We start from the raw sequence: 17024 nt of genomic DNA, 5'->3' as shown, positions 1-17024 counted from the left end.
CTTTTTTGAAAAAAATGTCAGTAAAAAAATAATGAAACTAATTCTAATCAACAAAATATTGGGAAAAAGGAGGGATTTGGTCAGTTTATTGTCCAAATCAAGAAAAAGTCATTCGTTTATTTTTATCTTCTGTTACAATAGGAAGAGAATAACTGTACTAAAATGTAGGATTTTTTGTTATACTTTTTAAGTGAAGTCAAATGATGAGAAAGAGCCTTCTGTCTCAGTAATGATTTAAAAAGAACTAAAACAGATTGATTACTCAGAAAAAACATGAGCTGAATCGTGACAGTCACCATGATTGTCGAACAATTGTATGGATACTTAAGAACATAGATTTCTAATCTTGCTAGACAAACTGGATTCTCTCGGAAAATAGCTGAATAAATGATGAGTGAAACAAAGCAGGTTTTATCATCGATTTTCTGATTGTCAACTAATTAAATAGTTTGTACTGCTTTTTTATGAGGAGGATATTATGGCTACGAAACATGATCAAATATTAAAATACATTGAAGGATTGCCGATTGGCGATCGCATTTCGGTTCGAAGTATCGCGAAAAATCTTGGAGTCAGTGAAGGAACTGCCTATCGAGCAATCAAGGATGCAGAAAATATCGGTTTGGTTTCAACCATTCAGCGTGTGGGCACGATCCGAATTGAACGAAAACTAAAAAAACATATTGAAAAATTGACATTTGGCGAAGTCGTTCGAATTATCGAAGGAGATGTTTTGGGCGGTTCAGCAGGTCTGGATAAGGTATTGAATAAATTCGTGATTGGTGCAATGACTGAAAAAGCGATGACACGATATATTACGCCAGGCTCCTTGATGATTGTCGGAAATCGTCAAGGTGTGCAGAAATTAGCGCTAGAAAATGGCGCGGCCGTTTTGATTACAGGGGGCTTTGACACAGAAGTTGAAATTGCTGAATTAGCTGATGAATTAGAAATGCCAGTGTTAAGAACAACGTATGATACGTTTACAGTGGCTACAATGATCAATCGGGCATTAAGTGATCAGTTGATCAAAAAAGATATTATGCTAGTCAGCGATATTTATACAACGTTAGAAAAAACAAATTATCTCTTTTCGACCAACACAATTGCTGAGTATCAAAAGCTTTCTGAAAAGACACATCATTCACGTTTTCCAGTAGTGAATAAGAGCTTGCGTTTAGTTGGGATCGTTACAGCTAAAGATGTCTTAGGGAAAACAGAAACCTTAACAATGGATAAAGTTATGACCAAAGATCCAATTGTTGTGAAAAAAATGATGAGTGTTGCCAGTGTCAGTCATCAAATGATTTGGGATGGATTGGAAGTAATGCCGGTTGTTGAGGATGATTTATCTTTAGTTGGTTTTGTTTCTAGGCAAGATGTGATGAAGGCGATGCAGTTGGTTCAACGACAACCACAAATTGCTGATACGATCTCTGATCAAATATCTGGTGAAGTAATGCCAGTAGAAGAAACGAAAGCGAGTGAACCTCAATTTAAATTCTCAGTAGCGCCACAAATGGTCAACAGTGTGGGGACAATTTCTTTTGGTGTATTAAGTGAAATAATTGCAAACGTCACACAGCGTACAATGATTACAAATCAAAGGAGAAATGTTTTGATTGAGCAGATGAGTTTGCATTATCTACGTTTGATCCAACTGGAAAGCGAATTAGATATTCGGCCAAGAGTCTTAGAAATTGGGCGTCGTTCCGCAAAACTGGATATTGAGGTCTACTTGGAAAATGCGATCGTGGCCAAAGCGATCGTTGTCTGTCAAGTGATGGAACGTACTTAGGAGGAGATAGAACATGGATGTTGTAAAAGAAATTTTAGCAAAAATTAAAGCGTATCAGACGATCATTATTCATCGTCATCAAAGACCAGATCCAGATGCAATCGGTTCACAAGTTGGATTAGCAGAAATTTTGAGAACGAGTTTTCCAGATAAGAATATTTATCAAGCAGGTGGATCTGTTGAGGGGTTGGCGTTTTTAGCAGAAATGGATGAAGTCACTGATGAGATGTATCAAAATGCGTTGGTGATTGTTACTGACACGGCTAATTCTCCAAGAATTAGTGATGATCGTTATAATTTAGGTGCTGAATTGATCAAAATCGATCATCATCCTAACGATGATCCTTATGGTGATTTAGTCTGGGTCAATACAAAAGCAAGCAGCTGTAGTGAGATCATTGCTGATTTTTATCATCTTAATCAAGAGGAACTGACGATGAATGATAACGCTGCTCGTTTGTTATATGCTGGAATTATAGGTGACACAGGTAGATTTTTGTATCCGTCAACAACCCCTCACACATTAGAAGTGGCAGCTGAATTGATGACCTATGATTTTGATGCTGCTGAGTTAAATCGTGAATTAGAAAAAATTTCAATGAGTGTCGCTAAATTAGCTGGATATGTATACCAAAACATCAACGTAGATGAGTATGGGGCAGCGTTTGTGATCCTGCCACAATCTTTACTTACTGAGTATGGTATTGTTGACTCAGAGACGGCGGCAATTGTGTCATTACCAGGTGCGATCGATGGTGTTTTAGCATGGGGCATATTTGTGGAGCAGCCTGAAGGGTATTATCGAGTACGTTTACGTTCAAAAGGGCCTGTGATCAACGAGTTGGCTAAGAAACATCACGGTGGCGGCCATCCGCTAGCAAGTGGTGCGAATGCTAAAAATCAAAAAGAAATCGATGCTATTTATAGTGAGATTCAGCAGTTGTGCAGAGAATATAAAAAATAACGATTGAAAGCATTTACATTTTCAAAAACATCCGTTATACTAAAGCTAGTTGAATAGCGGATAGTGATTGTTTATGACAAGCTAAACCTGATTGTGCCAAATAACTTTATTTGGTGTAGTTGGGTTTTTTCTTTTTTCTGGTAGACAAAAAAGTATCCAGGTATTGTTTAACGAAAAATAAGGAATAGTATGGAGGAGAAAATGGTATGAAATTGAAAAAGATGGTTGTTGGTGTGGCGTTATTGTCAATGGTTTTAGTTGGGTGCAGCAATGGTACTGCTAAAGAAGAAAAGAAAGCTGATACAAAAGAAAAAGAAAATTCAGAAGTAGTGATCTACCTTGCTCGCCATGGTAAAACGATGTTGAATACAGTCGATCGTTCTCAAGGATGGATCGATGCACCGCTGACACCAGCTGGCGTTGAAGTAGCAGAACAATTAGGTAAAGGGTTATCTGACGTTACCTTTGATAAGGTCGTGACCAGTGACAGTGGACGGGCAATTGAAACAGCTGAATTAGTCTTGAAAAATAACGGACAAGAAAAATTAACAAAAGAAATGACGAAAGACAAACGTTTAAGAGAATATAATTTTGGTACGTATGAAGGCTTGATGAATGAAGAAATGCTGACAGCAGTTGCCAAAGAACAAGGCAAAACATATGAAGAATACAATGAGTGGATGAAAGAAGTCGGATTTTATAAAGGGATCATTGAATTTGCTGATGTATTATCTGATTTAGACAAGAAAAATGTTGAAGAAGGTGTGAACTGGCCGGCAGAAGATAGTAAAACGATCGTTGCCCGCTTAACAGCTGGCTTGGATGATATTGTGAAGGATGCTGAAAAAGAAGGCGCAAATAATGTCTTAGTCGTGTCACATGGAATGAGTATTATTACATTATTAGGTGAATTAGATGCAAATGCAGACCTGCCAGATGGCGGATTAAAAAATGCCAGTGTATCAAAAGTAACGTATAAAGATGGTAAATATACGATCGATAGCGTAAATGATCTTTCTTATGTAGAGAAAGGGAAAGAAAGTAAATAGATTTTGATTTAATTTACTATTTGTAAAGAGAATGATTCTTTTCTTTCGATTAGAAGTGCGATAGAATGAAGTGATAACACTTTAAAAGAGAACGATAATGAAGGAGAGTTTAAGCTAAATGGAAAATTTACCAAGTTGCCCTGAATGTGGCTCAACATACACTTACGAGGATGGAGGTCTGATGATCTGCCTGAATGCGCACATGAATGGTCACCAACAGATACAGCAGAAGATACAGCTGCTGTGATCAAAGATTCAAATGGCAACGTGTTAGCTGATGGTGATAATGTAACAGTTATCAAAGATTTAAAAGTCAAAGGGGCAAGTGGGGCGATCAAGCAAGGAACGAAAGTGAAAGGTATTCGTTTAGTGGTTGATGCAGCAGATGGCCATAATATTGATTGTAAAGTTGAAGGATTTGGTCCGATGAAATTGAAATCTGAGTTTGTGAAGAAGAATTAAAGGATAAATAATCAAGCAGTTTATCATTGTCGAGTGTTAAGAGTTTATCTCTGGCACTCGTTTTTTGTTTGAACCAATCAGGTAGATTTCTCTACAAACTTGCTCTGTTTTATGCTATAATAAGCTCGTAAAGAGGATATGCGCTAACATACCCTCTTCGACAGAGCCGTTTAAGACGGTAACTAGACTAAATTATTTTTTTAAGAATAACCGTTGCCCTGCTAAAGCTGACGGTTATTTTTTGTCTTTAAGCAATTCCACAATCAGTTTGATCAAGGCGATGGTAAACATACCAAAGCTTAAAATCAGCTGAATTGCTTCCAATGCGGACAAAAGGCATTCTCCTCTCTAAAGATTTCAGTACTTACTTTCATAAGCACCACCACCTTTCAGAAGTAGCCACCGTCATAACTTCTCTGTTTTTTTATTGTATCATAATAAACATTAAGAATATATGTTTATTTTATTCATTTTGTCGGTATTTTGTTATATAGAAATCGACTGTTTTTCAGTAATAACACAAATCTGTTTCTCTAAAATTTGTAGCATGCTTTCCACTTCTTTAAAATAGCTATGATAGATTTTTCCGCATGCATAATATTCGCGAATGATTTTCTTTTTGTTCACAGGTATATTTTGATCACTAAAAAAATCATTCAATAATAACAACGGTTTTTCCCAAGATTGCATTCTTTCTAAGACCTCTTTTACATCTAAAATATCCTGATACGGAATTGCTTTAACACATTTTACTGGTTTTTTCATAAAAAATCTTCCTTTCTTTCGTTTAAAATAATGTGTGAAATGATACAAAAAAAACGATACAAGCAGCGCACAACTACCAATATCGTTTCCAATGCGAGAGAAGTTTAGCAAAACGACCGAAAAATAACAATCATGTCTAGAAATTCAGACAAAAGTTCGGTACAATAAAGAAGCTAGAACTTCGGAACTAGCAAGGGCAACTTGTATAGATAGTGTGTGCTGTCTATGCAGGGCTTTATCACTCGGTTGGCGCCAAGTGATAAAGTGCCTATTTTTTTCTGTTTTATGCTTGTACAACGTGTAAACTATTCACCTCCCAGGTAAAACTAGCAGAATAGAAAAAACGGTATCAGCTTTCACTAATACCGTTGACAATAGTCCAACAAATAAACCTGTCTTTTATATCTAAAAAGAAGTTAGATACAACAAAACAAGCGAGTTTGTTTCTCGCACTATTGGCAAGTTGTTCCGGCAGTGTGTGCTGTCATTACAATGTTCTTTTTCATTGGATTGGCGGTCCATTGAAAAGTGCCAATGATTATTTAATTATCGTTTAAACTAGGAAAAGCTACCTTCGTTTCATTTCTATTCTACAACTTAAGTATACCGAATTGAATACGTCGGCTCAACGGGAACAGAAGAAATTTTTTAAACTTTATTTTCATGAAAAATCGTAAATAGTGCGTAATTAATAGGTAATAAATAGGAGAAAGTGAGCGTGTATTGTTTTTTGTCCTTTTTACCCCTTTTCGCAAGTGTTAAGATCTATTGATTTTCATACCGCGTCCAACCCCACCATTTTGGAACTAACTCTTCAAGTCTAACCGTTTCTCGTGTCTGATAATCGACCATGATCTCAGTATCTTTATTTTTAGGAGAAAATTGGAGTAATAGTTCTCTACAACCACCACAAGGCATTCCACCTAAACCTTCAGGAGCATCACTACGAAATGTAATGCTGCGTTTAATGACTGTTTGACCGCTATTCATGTACATATTTAATGCGGCTGTCCGCTCAGCGCATAAATCCATAACACCACCACAACTTTCAATACAAAAGCCAGTATAAATTTCACCGTTTTCACTTTCTAATGCGCAAACAACATGATGCGCATAAATAAAAGGTGTAACTTCTGTGGGATAATACTCTTTTTTAGCTTTTTCATACAATGTTTCCCAGATATCCATCATTTCACTCCATTCAACTATTGATACTATTCATTATAACCAGGTTACATTTCATAGAACAGCTATAGTTTAGAAAAAACGATGGAGTACAGGCTTGCCCTCACTCCACCGTTTTATTTTTTACTTTTGATTTTCACGAAAAGACTTCACTCTCTTCACTCCACGCCAAAGATTAACAACAGCCAAAATGCCACCTAATACAAGCGGGATCCACAATAACTCTGGCGAATAATTTAATTTAGCAAGTTGTCTGATGCCTGAGTATCTTCCAAGGTCCACAATCCTTGTAATACCTGAAAACTAAAGGCCATCATAAAGGTTGCAATCAATAAAAGAACGAATCCAATATAATGCAGCTTACTTTTTTTCCTAATGATAGCAAATACAACGTATAAAAAAAGTAGAAAGATAGGAACGCCAAATGCAAAGTATGGATTTAACATAAAAAAAGCCTCCGTATGTAAAAGTTGAATACTATAATGTGTTAGCAGTATTGTCGTCTGTTGCTTTATACTTCAATCATACTGCAATTTTTTCAATTTGCAAAATATATTTTTTGTTAAGCTATGGTTTTAGAAATGACAAAGCTTTTATTTTCTACTACACTAAGAAAGAAGGAGTGATGTTAGATGTCAGCTTATGCCGTCCCAATCAAAACGGCGATACTCGTTTTTCCTTTTTTAGCGTTTGCGATATCGTTTGTGCTCGTTATTCGTGAGTATCGGAAATACGGAACCTTTTTATTTAGGCGAGCTCTTATCCTGTATTCATTTGTTTTTTATTTACTATGTGCGTATTTTTTGATTATTTTACCCTTGCCACCTCGAGCGGAAGTGGCGCAATATACGAGTCAGTATTTGGAATTGCGGCCATTTTATTTCGTCAGTCGATTTTTACAGGACACAGTATTAAATATTCATGATTCAAGCACGTTTATTCCTGCTTTGAGACAAGGCGTTGTCTTGGAACCTGTGTTTAATGTCTTGTTACTCGTGCCATTCGGTGTGTATTTGCGTTATTATTACAAACTGTCATTTAAAAAAGTTGTTTTAGCGAGCTTTTTCTTATCGTTATTTTTTGAATTGACGCAATTGAGCGGGTTATACCTTATTTATCCTAGACCCTACCGTTTAGCTGATGTAAATGATCTGATCAATAATACCTTTGGTGGAATGGTTGGTTATGCAATCACGCCGATGTTGACCTTTTTATTTCCAACAAGAGATGAATTGGATGAGGCGGCCTATGAAAAAGGACAGTCCGTTAGCTTATTCAGGCGTTTTGTGGCTTTTTTGATTGATTGGTTTGTGATTTCGATCGTTCAAACAATGGCGATGTTTCTTCTCAATTTTATTCCTCAGTATAAAGAATGGTTTGCAGGATATCCTGCGTTGGAAGGACAAGTCTGGTTTTTCGTCATGGTATTCTTAGTATTTATGTTACTGCCAAAACTTACGAATGGTGAAACGATCGGTAAGAAAGTCGTGCGTATTCAAGTAGTGGAAGAAGGACATGAAAAAATTCGTTTTAAGGCGTTATTGATTCGATATGGGTATTTGTATGTTGTTTATGGGCTGATCAGTTCATATATGACAAGTGCATCTGATTTGTTGAACTCGAATAATCGGATGCTGCAGCTTGTGAGTTTTATGCTGTTTCTATTTTGCTCACTTTTACTACTCTTGTTTTTTATCAATGTTTTCTATGTACTGATCAGAAAAAAACGGCGATTGTTTTATGAAAAAGCAAGTCACACCTATACAATCAGCACGATAAAAGAGAAGAAAAATACAGAAAATCAATAAGGATTTGTAGTTTTTGTGGTATAATGCATGAGGACTTACACAACAAGTTTGAAAGAGGTGAGGTAAATGAGTTCATTTAAACAATTTCAGTTCAACGATTTTATCATGGAAGCACTAGCGGATAAAGGGTTTGAACAACCAACAGAAGTACAAGAAAAATTGATTCCCGTCATTAAAAAAGGCAAAAGTGTAATCGGGCAATCGCAAACCGGAAGCGGCAAGACCCATACATTTTTATTACCATTGATGAATAAAGTAAATCCTCAATTGGATGAAGTACAAATTTTGATCACGGCGCCTAGTCGTGAATTAGCGAATCAAATTTATCAAGAAGCGATCCAAATCGCAAAATTCAGTCAGCCAGAGATGCGTGTGACGAACTTTGTCGGTGGAACAGATAAGCAACGTCAGATCGCTAAATTAAAACATCAACAACCTCATGTGGTTATTGGAACGCCAGGTCGGATTTTAGATTTGATGAACGAGCAAGCACTAAAAGCACATACTGCTTTTTCGTTTGTCGTAGATGAAGCAGATATGACGTTAGATATGGGCTTTTTAGAAGAGGTCGATCAAATCGCTGGGCGTTTGCCAGATAAACTACAAATGCTCGTTTTCTCTGCAACGATTCCAGAAAAATTAAAACCGTTCCTGAAGAAGTACATGGAAAATCCGATCATTGAACATATCAAACCTAAAAACATTATCTCAGAAACGATCGATAATTGGTTGATATCAACAAAAGGGAAAGATAAGAATCGTCTGATTTACCAATTATTGACAATTGGGCATCCCTATCTTGTGATCATATTTGCCAATACAAAACAACGCGTGGATGAAATCACGGACTACTTAAAAGATCAAGGCTTAAAAGTGGCCAAAATCCATGGCGATATTTCTCCTAGAGAACGAAAACGTGTTATGCGTCAAGTGCAAGACTTAGAATTTCAATATGTAGTGGCGACTGATTTAGCGGCACGCGGCATCGATATTGAAGGGGTGTCTCATGTCATCAATGCGGAAGTGCCAAGTGACTTGGACTTCTTTATTCACCGTGTTGGTAGAACAGGCCGAAATGGGTTAGATGGAACAGCTATCACTCTTTATTCGCCAGCGGATGAAGAAGCAATTTCTGAAGTGGAAGAACTAGGTATCAAGTTCCAACCAAAAGAAATAAAAAATGGTGAATTAGTCGATACATATGATCGTAATCGACGTACGAAGCGTGAGAAATCAAAAGACGCTTTAGAAGATCCTACCTTGATTGGTTTAGTGAAAAAGAAAAAGAAAAAAATTAAACCAGGATACAAGAAGAAAATCGAATGGGCGATTTCAGCTAGTAATAAGCAAAAACGCAAAGTTGAGCGACGTCAGCAAACAAGAACAGCTAAAAAATCTAAAAAGAATAGTTATAAATAGACTTAAGCAGCCAAGAAGAGTTCATTCTTCTTGGCTGCTTAAATTTTTGATCATTTCTATGCATACGATACCATCTTCTAAATACTCTTCAGAGTTTACTGAGTAACTTAATGATCTATAAAAAGAGCAAGCTGTTTTTTCGGCAGATAGAATGCTAAAGTTGTATCCATCATTTAAGGCCTTAGTTTCTAATAATAAAAGCAACTTTTTTCCGATCCCTTTCCCACGATAGCCTTTTCGAACACAAAAGCGATCGGGCTGGATAGTGTTCTCATCTTTTGCTTGATAACGAATGGTTGCAATAGCAAGTGACTCTTCATAGACCACAAAATAATACCGATCTACAGTGTCTAGTTCATCAAACTCGTCTTGGGCTGAAATACCCTGTTCGATGACAAAAACCTCATAACGTAAGGCAAAAGCCGCTGCTTGATGCATCGTTCATTCCCAAAATGTATGTGCATTTTGAACCTCCAGATAATTTTCTTAATGAAAGAATCATTCAATGGTATACTTAATCATAACAGATATTTTTGAAACGCACGAGGAGGGGATAATGTGGACTTATTTGAACAAGTTGAATGGGCAAATTGGAAAAAGTTAAAGGATTCAGAAAAAGAAGTGTTGTTGCATCAATTATTGATGTATTTTGTTCCACCGACTGTTGAAATCAATACGATTCAATTAGTAAATTTTGAATTGTATGGGATTAAATGTCGAACGTTTGAATTAGAGTTTGATGGCGAATTGTTTGTGTTTATTCCTGGAAATAGTGAGGCGATCCTTGGCTGGGATTTAGGCGCAGAAGGTCTACGCTCACATGAGCTATTAAATTTTGAAAGGGAAGCTTTGGATAAAAATACCTTCAAAACAACTTTGACAAATGAAGCAATTTTACCTGCATCTGAATGGTTAGAAGAGGATCCGCAGTACGATCTAACATCATTAGAGGGGATTTCTGATTACATAAATGAGTATACGACAACGTTAAGAAAGGTAGCAATTCCTGCCATGTTTGTTCAAAAATACGCATTACCAGCAGGGACTGAATTTTTAGGAATATTTGATACTGTAACGGGTACATTTGAAGGGGAAGTAGAACAATTTATCCCTTATGAAGAAATTATTTGTACGCAACTTTTTCCTGAATTATCCGCTGAGGAAAGCTTTACATGGTCATTTCCCGACTCTTTACTGGTCAAAAACCAATTTTACTTAGAGTTCTTACCTGAATCAGATTATTATTTTGTGTACAGTCATCATGATTTTACACATGAAGAGTTGAAATTAGCAATCAAAAAACAAGGATTTGATTTATTTTCTGAAGATCAATGGGAGTTTGCCATAGGCGGTGGGACTCGTCGCTTATTTCGTTGGGGAAATGAATTGCTAATTCAAGACAATGAATCTGGTCGTCATATTAAAAGTAAAATGGATGGAGCTAATATGTTTGGTTTGGTGATTGATACTGAACAAAATCATTTTGAGCTGACGGATGATTTAACGAAAAGTAAATTAATCAATCAACGAGTAGAAAAAGAGACCTTGATTGAAAAAATGTTGCCACTTTCAACCTATTTCCGTCCAGATCATAGCATTTCAGCAGATCAAAAATTAAATCCAAAAGAGTATCTTTATCGAAAAGTCATTAAAATTGAAAGTTGATTGAAAGCATTGACTTTTTTTCAATCTTTCCTTATAATTTGTAGGGAAACTAAAGGATATGATTCGTTTTATGGTGCTTACAGAAAGTTCTTCATTGCTGAAAGAAGAATAGCACGGAAATGTAATTGCTCCCTTTGCATAAATTTGATAGAAATATCAACGAGACTCTGCGTTATGGAGATTAAGAGGTAATGATAAACATCATTGCAATCAAGGTGGTACCGCGAGTAATTCGTCCTTGACTGCAATGGTGTTTTTGCGTATTCGGACTAGTTTTATAGAATTGTCCCTAAAGAGGCAACGGGGCATAAAGTCACTACCTAAAGAAAGGAGTAGTTGATTGAAAGTATTTTTCATTTTTGGTCCCCAGGCCGTTGGGAAAATGACGATTGGAGAACGTATTGCTGATCAATTAAAGCTACCATTGCTTCATAATCATATGACTTTGGAGTTGCTGCAGCCATTATTTGGTTGGACTCCTGCAACGTTTACTCTTTCAAAAGAATTTCGTGAAGCGATTTTTAACAAGTTTGTAGAAGAGCCAACTTGTAATGGTTTAGTTTTTACTTTTGTTTTAGCTTTTGACATGAAAGAGGATATTGAAGAGTTTAATCGATACAAGGCAATTTTTGCTGATCAAGGAATCAATATTTATTTTGTAGAACTAGAAGCAACGATAGAAGAAAGATTATACAGAAACAAAACAGAATATCGTTTAAGTAAAAAAGCATCAAAGCGGAATGTGGCTCATTCTGAAAAGGAACTTTTATTAGCTAATGAAGACCATCGATTGAACTCGTTTCCAGGTGAAATCGATGAAAAGTATTATTATCGATTAGATGTCACAAAATTGACAGCCCAGCAAGCAGCGGATCAAATTATAAAACAATTTAAATTAGAGTAATTTCTTGAGCTATAAACAATAAACTATTATTTTAGAAAGTAGGAATTGAACAATGAAACAATTATCAAGCAGTCAAGTTCGTCAAATGTATTTAGACTTTTTCAAATCAAAAGGACACTCTGTGGAGCCAAGTGCTTCTTTAGTTCCTGTCAATGATCCAACATTATTATGGATCAACTCAGGTGTTGCGACATTGAAGAAATATTTTGATGGTTCTGTTGTACCTGAAAATCCAAGAATCACGAATGCACAGAAATCGATTCGTACCAATGATATCGAAAATGTTGGGAAAACAGCTCGTCACCATACAATGTTTGAAATGTTAGGAAACTTTTCGATCGGTGATTATTTTAAAACAGAAGCGATCCATTGGGCGTGGGAATTTTTAACGTCTCCTGAATGGATGGCCTTTGATCCTGAAAAATTATATGTCACAGTTTATCCAAAAGATACAGAAGCAAAACGTATTTGGCATGAAGAAGTTGGTTTATCGATGGATCATATCATTGATATCGAAGATAACTTCTGGGATATCGGTGCGGGTCCTTGTGGTCCAGATTCAGAAATTTTCTATGATCGTGGTGAGTCTTTCAACGATGTCGCAGAAGATGATCCAGAAAATTATCCTGGTGGCGAAAATGAACGTTATTTAGAAATTTGGAACTTAGTATTCTCTGAGTTTAATCACCAAGCGGATGATACTTATGAGCCATTACCTCATAAAAACATTGATACAGGCATGGGCTTAGAGCGTATGGTTTCCATCGTTCAAAATGCACCAACTAACTTTGAAACAGATTTGTTTATGCCGATCATTCATGCGGTTGAAAAATTGAGTGGACAAGTAACATATGGTCAATCACCGCAAACAGATATTTCCTTTAAAGTTATTGCTGATCATATCCGTGCATTATCTTTTGCAATCGGTGACGGAGCGCTACCTTCAAATGAAGGCCGTGGCTATGTGTTGCGCCGCTTATTACGCCGTGCGGTCATGCATGGGAAAAAATTAGGAATCAATGAAGCATTCTTATACAAACTAGTTCCTGTTGTTGGAGACGTGATGGTAAGTTATTATCCAGAAGTGCTGCAACAAAAAGAATTTATCGAAAAAGTTGTGCGTACTGAAGAAGAACGTTTCCATGAAACGATCAATGAAGGACTAGATATTTTAAATGACTTGATCTCAAAAGTGAAAGCGGCAAATGAAGCTACTTTAAATGGTAAAGATATCTTCAAATTATATGACACATATGGTTTCCCTGTTGAATTAACGGAAGAAGTTGCAGAAGATTCTGGCTTGAAAGTTGACCATGCAGGTTTTGAAAAAGAAATGGAAGCTCAAAGAGATCGTGCTCGTTCTGCAAGAAGTAAAGCAACTTCAATGGGGGTTCAATCGGCTGTTTTGACGGATATTAAAGTTGAAAGTACCTTTGTCGGTTATAGTAACTTAGAAGCGACAAGCAAGCTTTTGATCATTCTAAAAGACGAAGAAATCCTTAACGAACTATCAGAAGGTACAGCACAGTTGATTTTTGCTGAAACTCCTTTCTATGCAGAAATGGGTGGACAAGTTGCTGATCATGGTACGATCAAAGATCAAAATGGTACGATCGTAGCTCATGTAGAAAATGTCTTAAAAGCACCAAATGGTCAATTTTTACACACCGTTCAAGTGACTGGTAAATTAGTTGAAGGCGCAACATACGAATTACATGTAGATGAAAAAATGCGTAATCGCATCTTAAAAAATCATACAGCAACGCACTTACTACATCGTGCGCTGAAAGATATTTTAGGCGATCATGCCAACCAAGCCGGTTCATTGGTTGCTCCAGGGCACTTGCGTTTTGACTTCACTCATTTTGGACAAGTTACGCCAGAAGAGTTAGTTCAAATGGAAGCTATCGTCAATGAAAAAATCTGGGAAGCCATTCCAGTTGAAACAGTCGAAACAGATATCGATACTGCTAAAAATATGGGGGCTATGGCTTTATTCGGTGAGAAATATGGGAAAGAGGTCCGTGTTGTCAATATCGGTGGCTACTCGATCGAGCTTTGTGGTGGAACGCATGTAACAAATACAGAAGATATAGGTATTTTCAAAATTGTTTCTGAATCAGGTATTGGAGCTGGTGTACGCCGGATCGAAGCTGTGACAAGTAAAGAAGCCTATGAGCTTATGAACGAAGAAGAAAAACAATTAAAAACAATTGCCGGCATTGTTAAATCCCCTCAATTGAAAGAAGTTGTGTCAAAAACTGAACAATTACAACAACAACTACGCGATTTACAAAAAGAAAATGAACAACTTGCTGGAAAATTAGCAAATCAACAAGCAGGCGACATTTTCAAAGATATTAAAGAAATCAATGGCACAACATACATTGCGGCACAAGTAAATGTAAAAGATATGAATCAATTACGTCAATTAGCAGATCAATGGAAACAAAAAGAATTATCAGATGTTTTAGTTTTAGCAACAGCGCAAGAGGAAAAAGTCAGCTTGTTAGCAGCTATGTCTAAAGCAGCAAATGAAAAAGGTCTAAAAGCTGGCGATTTAATCAAAACAATCGCACCAAAAGTCGGCGGTGGCGGTGGTGGCCGTCCAGATATGGCCCAAGCTGGCGGTAAAAATCCAGCGGGGATCAGTGATGCATTGAATGAAGTAGCCAACTGGTTAGCAAATTAATACTAAAAGCAGACAAAACCGAGTGACATGGTTTTGTCTGCTTTTTTATTTTTTCGATTCAGAGGGCAATTTCTTTCATTTTTTTCATTTTGTTGTTAGATTTAAGATAGTATTACTCATATTCATTTAATAATGATGGGGTGAATAGTTTATATAAGTACAAAAAAATAAAGTGAAAAAATCCTTATTTCATAGAAGTGATCTGTGATTTTTTTATTCTATTGAACGGTTAAAATCAGTGATAGTTTCAGAAAGTTTCGTGTGTTTTCTTTTGCAAAAGTCTGAAAGAAAAAATATTTTCTGTAACTTTTTTGTCTATCATGAAATATAATCATGATTTTTTTCATTCATATGTAAGTAGAAAATTAATCTACATGCGTTTTAAGAGAGTGAGGCTAGATAAATGTCTAATGAAAAAAGCCAGATCGAACAGTTTCACACAGGCGAAAATTTCTATAGTCAACGCTATTTTGGTTCTCACCAAGCAGTTTATGAGGATCAAGAAGGATTTGTTTTTCGAGTGTGGGCACCAAATGCGCAAGCTGTTTGGTTGGTGGGGGATTTTAATAACTGGGATCGTTCATTACTTATGGCAAAAGAAGAAGCGTTTGGTAGCTGGGAGATTTTCACCTCAAGGGCAAAAGAAGGGGATTTCTATAAATATTTAGTGAAACAAGCAGATGGTAGAGAAGTTTATAAAATCGATCCTTTTGCTCCTTTTTTCGAAAAACGACCCAATAATGCTTCAATGGTCTACACAATAGCTGAGAAAAATTGGCGTGATGGGCTTTGGCGTCAAGAAAAAAAACAACAGGATTTTTTCAAACAGCCATTAAATATTTACGAAGTTCACGCAAGTTCTTGGCAATGTGAAGAGGATGGAACGCCTTATACATTTAAACAGTTAAAAGACACACTGATTCCTTATGTAAAAGAAATGGGTTTTTCTCATATTGAATTTATGCCTTTGATGGAGCATCCTTTAGGTGAGTCTTGGGGCTATCAGTTGATTGGTTATTTTGCACTAAGTTCATATTATGGTACACCAGTTGAGTTTCAAGAGTTTGTGGAAGCCTGCCATGTGAATGATATTGGTGTTTTGATTGATTGGGTGCCTGGGCATTTTTGTGTTAATGATGATGCATTGGCTTATTATGATGGAACGCCGCAATTTGAGTATGACGATCCTGTTCGCGCAGAGAATATTCGTTGGGGATCGCTTAATTTTGATTTAAGCAAACCTCAAGTACAGAGTTTTTTGATTTCCAGCGCCTTATATTGGATCGAGGTATTTCATGTTGATGGGATACGTGTGGACGCTGTTTCCAATATGCTTTATCTCGATTATGATGAAGGACCTACGTTTATTGATCCAGAAGAAGGCAATCGTAATTGGGCTGGTTTTTACTTTTTACAAAAACTAAATGCGGTCATCAAACAGAGTCATCCAGAAGTCGTCATGATTGCCGAAGAAAGTTCCTCAGAGACTAAAATAACTGGAACGGTTGAAAGCGGGGCTTTAGGCTTTGACTACAAATGGGATTTAGGCTGGATGAATGATACGTTGCGTTTTTATGAAATGGATGCTGTGTTTCGAAAATATAATTTTCGTCTACTGACTTTTTCGTTTATGTATATGATGAACGAGAAGTACATTTTACCCATATCTCACGACGAGGTCGTTCATGGAAAGAGAAGTTTGATGCATAAAATGTGGGGCGATCGGTATAAGCAATTTGCTCAGCTTCGTAATCTATACGTCTACTTGATGACCCATCCTGGTAAAAAACTTCTGTTTATGGGAAGTGAATGGGGTCAGTTTTTAGAATGGAAGTCAGATAAAAGTCTGGAATGGATCGATCTTGAGGATGAAATGAATGATGGTATGCAGTATTTTACAAAGATCCTTAATCAGTTTTATAAAAAAGAAAAGGCATTGTGGGAATTAGATCATGTATCCGAAACGATTGAGATAATCGACGCTGATAACAGCGAAGAAACAGTATTGAGTTTTATCCGGAAAGGGAAGAGCAAAAAAGATTTTTTGATCGTTATCTTGAATTTTTCACCTGTAGAAAGACAAAATTTTACGATTGGTGTGCCATTTCCTGGAACTTATGAGGAAGTACTGAATACTGAGATGAAAGAATTCGGTGGGACATGGATCGAACCAAATCAAATAAGTGAAACCAGTAAAGAGTCTTTTAAACAATTTGATTATCGAATTCAGACCATTGTACCTGCTCTTGGAGCAATCATTTTAAAGCCAAAAACAATCAACACGGGAATAAAAAGAACGAAAGTTAACTAGCG

At 36.5% G+C, this 17024-nt stretch carries 14 protein-coding genes and 1 pseudogene; 10 read left to right on the top strand and 5 right to left on the bottom strand.

Features of this window, described 5'->3' with window-relative positions; all coding sequences use genetic code 11:
- The first annotated feature begins 478 nt into the window (after positions 1-478).
- The 4 genes and pseudogenes from V192_RS0109435 (at position 479) to V192_RS19845 (ending at position 4273) form a co-directional block, all read left to right on the top strand.
- Positions 479-1798 (top strand): DRTGG domain-containing protein, encoded by a 1320-nt coding sequence (locus V192_RS0109435; RefSeq protein WP_025871118.1) that lies wholly within the window; start codon positions 479-481, stop codon positions 1796-1798.
- Positions 1799-1811: 13 nt separating this feature from the next.
- Positions 1812-2762: a DHH family phosphoesterase gene (locus tag V192_RS0109430; protein ID WP_025871115.1), complete on the top strand. Its 951-nt coding sequence runs from the start codon at positions 1812-1814 to the stop codon at positions 2760-2762.
- 206 nt (positions 2763-2968) lie between these two features.
- Positions 2969-3811, top strand: coding sequence for a histidine phosphatase family protein (locus V192_RS0109425; RefSeq protein ID WP_025871113.1), 843 nt, complete (start codon positions 2969-2971; stop codon positions 3809-3811).
- 118 nt (positions 3812-3929) lie between these two features.
- A pseudogene (locus V192_RS19845) lies at positions 3930-4273 on the top strand (zinc ribbon domain-containing protein YjdM).
- 234 nt (positions 4274-4507) lie between these two features.
- Here the strand turns inward: V192_RS19845 and V192_RS21425 are convergent.
- The 4 genes from V192_RS21425 to V192_RS20895 form a co-directional block, all read right to left on the bottom strand.
- Positions 4508-4606, bottom strand: coding sequence for a putative holin-like toxin (locus V192_RS21425; RefSeq protein WP_111247096.1), 99 nt, complete (start codon positions 4604-4606; stop codon positions 4508-4510).
- Between the two features lie 153 nt (positions 4607-4759).
- Entirely contained in the window at positions 4760-5038 is a 279-nt protein-coding gene (locus V192_RS0109410; RefSeq protein WP_025871111.1) for a hypothetical protein, read from the bottom strand.
- 765 nt (positions 5039-5803) lie between these two features.
- The gene (locus V192_RS0109405; protein WP_025871110.1) at positions 5804-6226 is read right to left on the bottom strand and encodes a cytidine deaminase family protein; all 423 of its coding nucleotides are present in this window, start codon (positions 6224-6226) and stop codon (positions 5804-5806) included.
- 233 nt (positions 6227-6459) lie between these two features.
- Positions 6460-6669: a hypothetical protein gene (locus V192_RS20895; RefSeq protein WP_239644630.1), complete on the bottom strand. Its 210-nt coding sequence runs from the start codon at positions 6667-6669 to the stop codon at positions 6460-6462.
- A 186-nt stretch (positions 6670-6855) separates the two neighbouring features.
- Between V192_RS20895 and V192_RS0109395 the strand changes: the two genes are divergently transcribed.
- Both V192_RS0109395 and V192_RS0109390 read left to right on the top strand, forming a co-directional pair.
- On the top strand, positions 6856-8031 hold the full coding sequence (locus tag V192_RS0109395) for a VanZ family protein (protein ID WP_025871108.1): 1176 nt from the start codon (positions 6856-6858) through the stop codon (positions 8029-8031).
- 66 nt (positions 8032-8097) lie between these two features.
- Positions 8098-9450 carry a DEAD/DEAH box helicase gene (locus V192_RS0109390; RefSeq protein ID WP_025871106.1) on the top strand — a complete coding sequence of 451 codons (1353 nt, stop codon included), beginning with the start codon at positions 8098-8100 and terminating at the stop codon, positions 9448-9450.
- A 21-nt stretch (positions 9451-9471) separates the two neighbouring features.
- Here V192_RS0109390 and V192_RS0109385 read toward each other — a convergent pair whose 3' ends face one another.
- On the bottom strand, positions 9472-9888 hold the full coding sequence (locus V192_RS0109385; protein ID WP_029948204.1) for a GNAT family N-acetyltransferase: 417 nt from the start codon (positions 9886-9888) through the stop codon (positions 9472-9474).
- Positions 9889-10008: 120 nt separating this feature from the next.
- Between V192_RS0109385 and V192_RS0109380 the strand changes: the two genes are divergently transcribed.
- From V192_RS0109380 to glgB, 4 genes are all read left to right on the top strand, one after another.
- Positions 10009-11115, top strand: a complete 1107-nt coding sequence (locus tag V192_RS0109380) for a DUF7278 family profilin-like fold-containing protein (RefSeq protein WP_025871104.1) — start codon at positions 10009-10011, stop codon at positions 11113-11115.
- 340 nt (positions 11116-11455) lie between these two features.
- The gene (locus V192_RS0109375) at positions 11456-12019 is read left to right on the top strand and encodes a hypothetical protein (protein WP_025871103.1); all 564 of its coding nucleotides are present in this window, start codon (positions 11456-11458) and stop codon (positions 12017-12019) included.
- 52 nt (positions 12020-12071) lie between these two features.
- The gene (gene alaS / locus V192_RS0109370; RefSeq protein ID WP_025871102.1) at positions 12072-14711 is read left to right on the top strand and encodes an alanine--tRNA ligase; all 2640 of its coding nucleotides are present in this window, start codon (positions 12072-12074) and stop codon (positions 14709-14711) included.
- Positions 14712-15114: 403 nt separating this feature from the next.
- Positions 15115-17022, top strand: coding sequence for a 1,4-alpha-glucan branching protein GlgB (gene glgB, locus V192_RS0109365; protein ID WP_025871101.1), 1908 nt, complete (start codon positions 15115-15117; stop codon positions 17020-17022).
- The last annotated feature ends 2 nt before the right edge of the window (positions 17023-17024 follow it).

It is taken from the genome of Enterococcus crotali, from assembly GCF_000633635.1.
Lineage (GTDB): Bacteria > Bacillota > Bacilli > Lactobacillales > Enterococcaceae > Enterococcus_L > Enterococcus_L crotali.
Note: the sequence above shows the minus strand (reverse complement) of the source record. Positions and strands in the feature narration are given on the sequence as shown.